The sequence below is a fragment of the Pseudomonas sp. PS01299 genome (assembly GCF_029960145.1).
In the GTDB taxonomy this organism is placed as follows: domain Bacteria; phylum Pseudomonadota; class Gammaproteobacteria; order Pseudomonadales; family Pseudomonadaceae; genus Aquipseudomonas; species Aquipseudomonas putida_A.
Genome location: NZ_JASCPO010000056.1, coordinates 23,075 through 32,156, shown reverse-complemented (window position 1 = coordinate 32,156; position 9,082 = coordinate 23,075). Strand labels below are relative to the sequence as shown.

Annotated in this window: 9 protein-coding genes and 1 tRNA gene; 1 reads left to right on the top strand and 9 read right to left on the bottom strand. The window is 56.4% G+C overall.

Translation table 11 applies throughout. The features are described 5' to 3' along the window. Positions 1–393 precede the first annotated feature (393 nt). Positions 394–720 carry a hypothetical protein gene (locus tag QMX91_RS12730; protein WP_198848269.1) on the top strand — a complete coding sequence of 109 codons (327 nt, stop codon included), beginning with the start codon at positions 394–396 and terminating at the stop codon, positions 718–720. Positions 721–1,385: 665 nt separating this feature from the next. Here the strand turns inward: QMX91_RS12730 and QMX91_RS12725 are convergent. From QMX91_RS12725 to thrS, 9 genes are all read right to left on the bottom strand, one after another. Further along, positions 1,386–1,462, bottom strand: a tRNA-Pro gene (locus QMX91_RS12725). 88 nt (positions 1,463–1,550) lie between these two features. Continuing rightward, positions 1,551–1,907 (bottom strand): MerR family transcriptional regulator, encoded by a 357-nt coding sequence (locus QMX91_RS12720; RefSeq protein WP_003179985.1) that lies wholly within the window; start codon positions 1,905–1,907, stop codon positions 1,551–1,553. Further along, a complete protein-coding gene (gene ihfA, locus QMX91_RS12715) occupies positions 1,888–2,190 on the bottom strand; it encodes an integration host factor subunit alpha (RefSeq protein ID WP_002553164.1) in 303 nt (100 codons plus the stop codon). Before ihfA ends, QMX91_RS12720 begins: the two co-directional genes overlap by 20 nt. 3 nt (positions 2,191–2,193) lie before the next feature. Then, a complete protein-coding gene (pheT, locus tag QMX91_RS12710; protein ID WP_282412796.1) occupies positions 2,194–4,572 on the bottom strand; it encodes a phenylalanine--tRNA ligase subunit beta in 2,379 nt (792 codons plus the stop codon). Between the two features lie 26 nt (positions 4,573–4,598). Next, complete coding sequence (gene pheS, locus QMX91_RS12705; RefSeq protein WP_003226365.1) at positions 4,599–5,615, bottom strand: phenylalanine--tRNA ligase subunit alpha; 1,017 nt, start codon at positions 5,613–5,615, stop codon at positions 4,599–4,601. 109 nt (positions 5,616–5,724) lie between these two features. After that, positions 5,725–6,081 carry a 50S ribosomal protein L20 gene (rplT, locus tag QMX91_RS12700; RefSeq protein ID WP_002553161.1) on the bottom strand — a complete coding sequence of 119 codons (357 nt, stop codon included), beginning with the start codon at positions 6,079–6,081 and terminating at the stop codon, positions 5,725–5,727. 28 nt (positions 6,082–6,109) lie between these two features. Beyond that, on the bottom strand, positions 6,110–6,304 hold the full coding sequence (rpmI, locus tag QMX91_RS12695; RefSeq protein ID WP_002553160.1) for a 50S ribosomal protein L35: 195 nt from the start codon (positions 6,302–6,304) through the stop codon (positions 6,110–6,112). Between the two features lie 60 nt (positions 6,305–6,364). Beyond that, positions 6,365–6,916, bottom strand: a complete 552-nt coding sequence (gene infC / locus QMX91_RS12690) for a translation initiation factor IF-3 (protein WP_170929410.1) — start codon at positions 6,914–6,916, stop codon at positions 6,365–6,367. Next, on the bottom strand, positions 6,916–8,838 hold the full coding sequence (gene thrS, locus QMX91_RS12685; protein WP_007961251.1) for a threonine--tRNA ligase: 1,923 nt from the start codon (positions 8,836–8,838) through the stop codon (positions 6,916–6,918). Before thrS ends, infC begins: the two co-directional genes overlap by 1 nt. Positions 8,839–9,082 lie beyond the last annotated feature (244 nt).

Genomic DNA, 9,082 nt, shown 5'->3' with positions numbered 1-9,082 from the left:
ATAGGAACCGAGTGTTGGCTGCATGAAATACCCGTTTAAAAGGCTAGATCTGGTGCTCACTTAAATTTGAGTGCACACGATGTCTTGGCTTTGCGGGGCTGGGTAGATGACATGGCCGGACGGTTACAAACAGATTGCGAGAATCCTGCATTCAGGCGATCGGTGCCGAGTACCTAGGTCAGGTCGCCGGATGCTCACAATGAAAGGTCAAATCGAATGCAAACGCGTAGTCAACTGGAGTGCAATCTTGCGACAGGTAGGCACCCGTCTAATTAGGCAAGGTGTGTTGAGCGGACGCTTACAAGCATCCGGCTTGAGCACCAGTTTTCGAAATGCTGGCTTGGCCCATTGATTCACCCTTACAATTCCACTCTAACCAAGGAGTGCAATTGGATGGCGTTTTACATCGAAGGTATGGGTGAGGCTGTGATCAGCCTTCAAAATGAGGAATTTCGGGTTGACTCCGACACTTTGAAGCAAGGTGATACCGTCCAGAAAAGTCAACAAGCCTATGATGAGGATGACGTCGACTTCGAAACTTGGTTCTTCGCTACGTCACGGGGTGAAACCACCGAAGCAAAGCAGCTCTTCACATGGAAGGTGGCGTACACCCAAGATTTCAGCACCGGCAAGCTTTTTATCAACGCCGTTCAGTGTGTAACTCCAGGCGTGATAATGATAAAAGACCTCGCTTTCAGCGCTGTAGCCGAAGATGAGTAGTTAAAAGGAGCTTGCGCTGGGCGCTTTCCTTTAAGCGCCCATTGCCCCACCCATTGCATGCCCTGACGATGGAGGCCCGCCGCCACATCGAACCTACTCAATTTAACGAGCTTCGAGAAAGCCGTACTTTGGCGGTCGCTTCGAACTTTGTCTGACTACACCATCTCTGGCCTTCCTCCGAACACCAGAAAAATCGCCCCCTCTACAACGCCCACCATGCGACGATCTTCACTTAGTTAATGCCCAACCAAAGGGGCCCCGCCTACACCGCCCACCAGGCCTCTGACTGACGCTAAAAGCACCTCACTGTTGCGGATGGTACGGACTCTGCCACCCGTAGGACGAAAACACCTACCTCACACAGTTGGTGATCGACCTCACCCTGATTTGCCATATCCGTCAGGTGGTGATCAGAAAAATGATCTGAGTACAGCTCGTCGTACCGATATCAGCCAGTGCCCACCAAGAGAAAGATCGCGACAAGGAACAGTTCGCAGCCAATACAGTCAGGACTGGAGCTTTGACAGATCTCAACGTGACGAAGCCCTGTATGGCGCACTCTACGAGCTTTTTGCTAACGGTGACCCAACGGTGACCAAAATGATCAAATGCCAGAAACAACAAAGCCCAGTCGTTTCCGAACCGGGCCAAGTCATTGAAAAATATGGTCGGGACGGAGTGATTCGAACACTCGACCCCTAGCACCCCATGCTAGTGCGCTACCGGACTGCGCTACGCCCCGACTGGTTTGAAACCCGCCCTTCGTCTCGAAGAGCGCTCAAGAATATATCGCAAGCTTTTGAAAACTGGAAGTATTCAAACGCAGCTTTTTATTTCTTGAGCACTACCAGTACATCTTCAAGCTCAGCGATCATCTGGCGGATCATTTGCTTGTATTGGGTGGTGTCGTCTTTGGCTTCATCACCGGACAAGCGCAGACGCGCGCCGCCGATGGTGAATCCCTGATCGTAAAGGAGCGCGCGGATTTGCCGGATCATCAGCACATCCTGGCGCTGATAATACCGGCGGTTTCCGCGGCGTTTGACGGGGTTGAGTTGAGGAAACTCCTGCTCCCAGTAGCGCAGCACGTGTGGTTTTACCGCACACAGCTCGCTGACTTCACCAATGGTGAAGTAGCGTTTGCCCGGGATGACGGGTAGTTCGTCGTTATGACTTGGTTCCAGCATAAGCCTCAACTCGGGCCTTCAACTTCTGCCCTGGACGAAAGGTGACCACACGGCGAGCCGTGATCGGGATTTCTTCCCCCGTTTTCGGGTTGCGGCCAGGCCGCTGGCGTTTGTCCCGAAGGTCGAAATTGCCGAAACCGGACAATTTGACCTGCTCGTTGTCTTCAAGAGCGTGCCTGATTTCCTCGAAAAACAGTTCAACCAACTCCTTGGCTTCTCGCTTGTTCAGGCCCAGCTCTTCATACAGACGTTCCGCCATCTCAGCTTTCGTCAAAGCCCCCATACGTCACTTCCTTAACGTGGCGTTCAACCTTTGTTCGAGCGAGGTGAGGATATTTTGCGTCGTCGAATTCACCTCATCGTCATTAAGAGTGCGCGATGGATGCTGCCAGGTCAAGCCAACTGCAAGGCTTTTTCTATCAGGATCAATGCCTTTACCCTGATACACGTCAAACAGCCTGAGATCCGTGAGCCATTCGCCTGCATTTTCACGGATTACGTCCAGTACAGCCGAGGCCGCGACGTCTTTGTGCGCGATCAGCGCAAGGTCACGACGCACTTCAGGAAAACGCGACAACTCGTGGAATTGCGGCATTTTTCCGGAAGCGACTTCAGCCAGAACCAGCTCGAAGACGAAGACCGGACGATCCAGACCCAGGGCCTTGGACAGCTCCGGGTGAATCGCACCGATAAAGCCGACTTCACGCCCGTCACGTTCGATGCGCGCGGTTTGCCCCGGGTGCAGCGCCGGGTGTTTACCCGGAGTGAAAGTGAAGGTATCCAGTGCACCGGCAAAGCCCAACACCGCTTCAACATCAGCCTTCACGTCGAAGAAATCGACGGTGTCGCGACCCTGCGCCCAACCTTCCGGCAGACGGCTGCCGCAAACAACACCCGACAGCATCGGTTCTTGCTTCAGACCTTCCAGCTGACCGACGAAGCGCAGACCGCTTTCGAACAGGCGCACGCGATCCTGCTGGCGGTTCAGGTTGTGCTGCAACGCCTTGACCAGGCCCGGCCACAGCGAAGAACGCATGGCGGCCATGTCATTGGAAATCGGGTTGGCCAGCAACAGCGGCTCAACGCCCGGGTTGAACAGTTCGAACTGTTTCGGATCGATGAAGCTGTAAGTGATCGCTTCCTGATAACCACGGGCTACCAGCAGACGACGCAGCTCAGGCAATTCGCTGCGTGCTTCAGCCTTCGCTTGCGGCGCCAGACGCGCTTGCGGGTAACGAACCGGCAGACGGTTATAGCCGTACAGACGCGCCAGCTCTTCGATCAGATCGACTTCCAGACTGATGTCGAAGCGGTGACTTGGCACTTCTACGCGCCACTGCCCTGCGCCGTCAGCGGAAATCTTCAGACCCAAGGCGCTGAGCAGACGCTCGACCTGCGCCGAATCCATTTCCATCCCCAGCATCTGGGTGATGCGCTGCGCACGCAGGGTGATCGGCGCGATCGATGGCAGGTGCTGCTCGCTGACGGTCTCGATGATCGGGCCGGCTTCACCACCGGTAATTTCCAGCAGCAGGCCAGTGGCGCGCTCCATGGCTTCACGGGCCAGTTGCCAGTCCACGCCACGCTCGTAACGGTGCGAGGCGTCGGTGTGCAGGCCGTAGGAGCGAGCCTTGCCCGCCACAGCGATCTGATCGAAGAAGGCACTTTCCAGGAAAACGTCGCGAGTGGTTGCGGACACACCACTGTGCTCGCCACCCATCACGCCGGCAATCGCCAGAGCGCGGGTGTGGTCGGCAATCACCAAGGTATCGCTACGCAGGCTGACTTCCTGACCGTCGAGCAAAACCAGCTTCTCACCCTCTTCCGCCATACGCACGCGGATGCCGCCATTGATTTCGGCGAGATCGAAAGCGTGCAGTGGCTGACCCAGCTCAAGCATCACGTAGTTGGTGATGTCGACGGCAGCGTCGATGCTGCGCACATCGGCGCGGCGCAGGCGTTCAACCATCCACAGCGGGGTTGGTTTGGACAGATCAACGTTACGGATGACACGACCCAGGTAACGCGGGCAGGCGGCAGGCGCCAGCACTTCTACCGGACGCACTTCGTCGTGCACAGCCGGAATGGTCATGACCACCGGGCGAGCGACCGGCGTGTCGTACAGCGCACCCACTTCACGGGCCAGACCGGCCAGCGACAGGCAGTCGCCACGGTTCGGGGTCAGGTCGACCTCGATGCTGGCATCTTCCAGATCCAGGTACACACGGAAATCTTCGCCCACCGGCGCATCGGCCGGCAGTTCCATCAGACCGTCGTTGCCTTCACCGACCTGCAGCTCGGCTTGCGAGCACAGCATGCCGTTGGACTCGACGCCACGCAGCTTGGCCTTCTTGATCTTGAAGTCGCCCGGCAGTTCGGCACCGATCATGGCGAACGGAATCTTCAGGCCCGGACGCACGTTTGGCGCACCGCACACGACCTGGAAGGTTTCCGCGCCATTGCTGACCTGGCACACACGCAACTTGTCGGCATCAGGGTGCTGCTCGGTGCTCAGCACCTCGCCCACGACCACGCCGCTGAATACACCGGCGGCCGGGGTCACACTATCGACCTCCAGACCCGCCATCGACAGACGAGCAACCAGCTCGTCGCGACTTACCTGCGGGCTAACCCAGCCACGCAGCCATTGTTCACTGAATTTCATCCTGCTCTCCTAAGAATTCGTTACGACTAGCGAAATTGCGCGAGGAACCGCAAGTCGTTGTCGAAGAACAGACGCAAGTCGTTCACGCCGTAACGGAGCATTGCCAGACGCTCGACACCCATGCCGAAGGCAAAACCGGAGAACTCTTCCGGATCGATGCCGGACATGCGCAGCACGTTCGGGTGCACCATGCCGCAGCCCATGACTTCCAGCCAGCCGGTCTGCTTGCAGACGCGGCAGCCTTTACCGCTGCACATCACGCATTCCATGTCGACTTCAGCGGATGGCTCGGTGAACGGGAAGTACGAAGGACGGAAACGGACGGCCAGCTCTTTTTCGAAGAACACCCGCAGGAATTCTTCGATGGTGCCTTTGAGGTCGGCGAAATTGATGTCGCGATCGACCAGCAGGCCTTCGACCTGGTGGAACATCGGCGAGTGGGTGATATCGGAGTCGCTGCGATACACACGGCCTGGGCAGACGATGCGGATCGGCGGCTGCTTGGACTCCATGGTGCGGACCTGTACCGGCGAGGTATGGGTGCGCAGCAACATGTTCGCATTGAAATAGAAGGTGTCATGCATCGACCGGGCCGGGTGGTGGCCTGGGATGTTGAGCGCTTCGAAGTTGTGATAGTCGTCTTCGACCTCAGGGCCTTCGGCGATGCCGTAGCCGATGCGGGTGAAGAACTGCTCGACTCGTTCCAGAGTCCGGGTCACAGGATGCAGACCACCGGAGGTCTGGCCACGGCCCGGCAACGTCACGTCAATGGATTCGGCAGACAGTTTGGCAGCCAGTTCGGCTTCTTCAAACAGAGCCATGCGCGCATTGAGAACGCCTGTAACACGCTCCTTGGCAACGTTGATCAGGGCGCCGACTTGCGGACGCTCTTCTGCCGGCAAATTCCCCAGGGTCTTCATCACCTGAGTCAATTCACCCTTTTTGCCAAGGTATTGAACCCGGATTTGCTCCAGGGCATTGATATCTTCAGCGCTTTGCACAGCCTCTAGTGCTTGAGAGACCAGCGCATCCAGGTTTTCCATGTACAGACTCCAGATACAAAATAGGGGAAGAGCTTGAAGGCTCTTCCCCTATTTATGACGTTTAACACCTGGCCCCACAGAGGTGAGGCCGGGTGACTGTCGGGGGTACTTAAGCCAAGGTGGCTTTAGCTTTCTCGACAATCGCAGCAAACGCCGCTTTTTCGTTCACTGCCAGATCAGCCAGAACCTTACGGTCGATCTCGATGGACGCTTTTTTCAGGCCAGCGATGAAACGGCTGTAGGACAGACCGTTAACACGAGCACCAGCATTGATACGAGCGATCCACAGAGCGCGGAACTGACGTTTTTTCTGACGACGGTCACGGTAGGCGTATTGGCCTGCCTTGATTACCGCTTGCTTGGCAACACGGAATACGCGGGAGCGTGCGCCGTAGTAGCCTTTAGCAAGTTTCAGAATTTTTTTGTGACGCTTACGGGCAATGACGCCACGCTTTACACGAGCCATGAGTTACTTCCTCTATTCTTGACTAAAATTAACGAAGGCGCAGCATGCGCTCGACTTTTGCCACGTCAGACGGATGCAGCAAGCTGCTACCGCGCAGTTGACGCTTACGCTTGGTCGACATTTTGGTCAGGATGTGGCTCTTGAAAGCGTGCTTGTGCTTGATACCGTTAGCAGTTTTCAGAAACCGCTTAGCAGCACCACTTTTGGTTTTCATTTTTGGCATGTTCGGATACTCCGCATTCAGTTGATAAACATAATCAGAAGGCCTGCCGTGCCCTGTTGATTACTTCTTCTTTTTCGGGGCGATGACCATGATCAGCTGGCGTCCTTCCATCTTAGGATGCTGTTCGACCGAACCGTACTCGAGCAGGTCAGCTTCAACCCGCTTGAGGAGTTCCATCCCCAGCTCCTGGTGGGCCATCTCACGGCCGCGGAATCGCAAGGATACCTTGGCCCTGTCCCCGTCACTCAGGAAACGTACCAGGTTGCGCAGTTTTACCTGGTAATCCCCTTCCTCCGTCCCTGGACGAAACTTGATTTCTTTTACCTGAATCTGCTTCTGGTTTTTCTTCGCTGCTGCAATCTGCTTCTTCTTTTCGAAGATCGATTTGCCGTAGTCCATCACCCGGCAAACCGGTGGGACTGCGTCAGCAGAGATTTCTACCAGATCAAGCTTTGCTTCTTCAGCAATACGAAGCGCTTCATCAATCGAGACGATGCCAATCTGCTCGCCATCAGCGCCAATTAACCGAACCTCGCGTGCCGAGATATTCTCGTTGATCGGGGCTTTCGGTGCAGCTCGTTTATCTTGTCTCATTTCACGCTTAATAATAATTACTCCGAATCTGGGCGACCACGCCGGGAAACCGCTTGCGCGAGAAACTCAGCGAACTGGGCGACGGGCATCGAGCCCAGGTCAGCACCTTCACGAGTACGCACAGCGACAGTCTGCATCTCGACTTCCTTATCTCCGATAACCAAAAGATAGGGAACCTTGAGCAAAGTATGCTCGCGGATTTTAAAGCCGATCTTTTCATTTCTCAAGTCGGACTTGGCACGAAATCCGCTTTCGTTGAGAGTTTTTTCAACCTGAGCGACGAAATCTGCCTGTTTATCAGTGATATTCATGATCACTGCCTGGGTTGGCGCCAGCCACGCAGGGAATGCACCTTCGTAATGCTCGATCAGAATCCCGACGAAACGCTCGAACGAACCGAGGATCGCCCGGTGCAGCATCACTGGGTGTTTGCGGCTGTTGTCTTCGGAGACGTATTCGGCGCCGAGACGGACAGGCAGGTTGAAATCGAGCTGCAAGGTACCACACTGCCAGACGCGACCGAGGCAATCTTTCAGCGAGAACTCGATTTTCGGACCGTAGAACGCACCTTCACCCGGCTGCAGATCATACGGCAGACCCGCAGAATCAAGGGCTGCAGCCAGTGCCGCTTCGGCGCGATCCCACAGCTCGTCGGAACCTACGCGTTTTTCCGGACGAGTGGACAGTTTCATCTCGACGTCGGTGAAGCCGAAATCGCGGTAAACGTCCATGGTCAGCTTGATGAACGCCGCGGATTCGGCCTGCATCTGCTCTTCGGTGCAGAAAATGTGGGCGTCGTCCTGAGTGAACGCACGCACACGCATGATGCCGTGCAGCGCACCTGACGGCTCGTTACGGTGGCAGGCACCGAACTCGGCCAGACGCATCGGCAGCTCGCGGTAGCTCTTCAGACCCTGATTGAACACCTGCACGTGGCACGGGCAATTCATCGGCTTGATGGCGTAGTCGCGGCTTTCCGACTCGGTGGTGAACATGTTGTCGGCGTAGTTGGCCCAGTGCCCGGATTTCTCCCAGAGGCTGCGATCGACCACTTGCGGGGTCTTGATCTCCAGATAGCCGTTGTCACGCTGCACTTTGCGCATGTACTGCTCGAGCACTTGATACAGAGTCCAGCCGTTCGGGTGCCAGAACACCATGCCCGGCGCTTCTTCCTGGGTGTGGAACAGGCCCAGGCGCTTGCCGATCTTGCGGTGATCGCGTTTTTCCGCTTCTTCGATGCGCTGGATGTAAGCCGCCAGCTGCTTCTTGTCAGCCCAAGCTGTGCCGTAAACGCGCTGCAATTGCTCGTTCTTGGCATCGCCACGCCAGTAGGCGCCGGACAACTTGGTCAGCTTGAAGGATTTCAGAAAACGCGTGTTCGGCACGTGCGGGCCGCGGCACATGTCGACGTATTCTTCGTGGTAGTACAGGCCCATGGCCTGCTCGTTCGGCATGTCTTCGACCAGGCGCAGCTTGTAGTCTTCGCCACGGGCCTTGAACACTTCGATCACTTCGGCACGCGGAGTGACTTTCTTGATGACGTCGTAATCTTTGTCGATCAGCTGATGCATGCGCTGTTCGATGGCGGCCATGTCGTCCGGCGTAAAAGGACGCTCGAAGGCGATGTCGTAATAGAAGCCTTCGTCGATAACCGGGCCGATGACCATTTTCGCAGTCGGGTACAGCTGCTTGACCGCATGGCCAACCAGGTGCGCGCAAGAGTGGCGAATGATCTCCAGCCCCTCTTCATCCTTTGGCGTGATGATTTGCAGCGTCGCGTCGCTGTCGATGATGTCGCAGGCGTCGACCAGCTTGCCGTTGACCTTGCCGGCCACGGTGGCCTTGGCCAGGCCTGCACCAATGGATGCGGCGACCTCGGCTACGGAAACCGGGTGATCGAATGAACGTTGACTGCCGTCGGGAAGAGTAATAGTTGGCATGGCGCCTCCTCTCCTAGTGGTGACCCCTACCAAAGGTCACGTGGGTTGGGATGAGCCAGTACAAGATCCGATCCAGGCCATTCAATGACGAACGCCTGCCTTACAGCGGCAGGAGCCTTGCGGCCAACCGGAAAACCGAACCAGAGTGACTGGGATTCAAATCAGAATTTTTCGCACGCTGACCGCTGCCGGGGCTGAAGGCCATCCGGAGCCTGAGAACGCTTGAGCCCGGCATGCTAGCACA

Bases quoted from the DNA above. Each gene is read 5' to 3' on its own strand.
- QMX91_RS12730 (WP_198848269.1), top strand. From the start codon at position 394: ATGGCGTTTTACATCGAAGGTATGGGTGAGGCTGTGATCAGCCTTCAA.
- QMX91_RS12720 (WP_003179985.1), bottom strand. From the start codon at position 1,907: ATGCTGGAACCAAGTCATAACGACGAACTACCCGTCATCCCGGGCAAA.
- ihfA (WP_002553164.1), bottom strand. From the start codon at position 2,190: ATGGGGGCTTTGACGAAAGCTGAGATGGCGGAACGTCTGTATGAAGAG.
- pheT (WP_282412796.1), bottom strand. From the start codon at position 4,572: ATGAAATTCAGTGAACAATGGCTGCGTGGCTGGGTTAGCCCGCAGGTA.
- pheS (WP_003226365.1), bottom strand. From the start codon at position 5,615: ATGGAAAACCTGGATGCGCTGGTCTCTCAAGCACTAGAGGCTGTGCAA.
- rplT (WP_002553161.1), bottom strand. From the start codon at position 6,081: ATGGCTCGTGTAAAGCGTGGCGTCATTGCCCGTAAGCGTCACAAAAAA.
- rpmI (WP_002553160.1), bottom strand. From the start codon at position 6,304: ATGCCAAAAATGAAAACCAAAAGTGGTGCTGCTAAGCGGTTTCTGAAA.
- thrS (WP_007961251.1), bottom strand. From the start codon at position 8,838: ATGCCAACTATTACTCTTCCCGACGGCAGTCAACGTTCATTCGATCAC.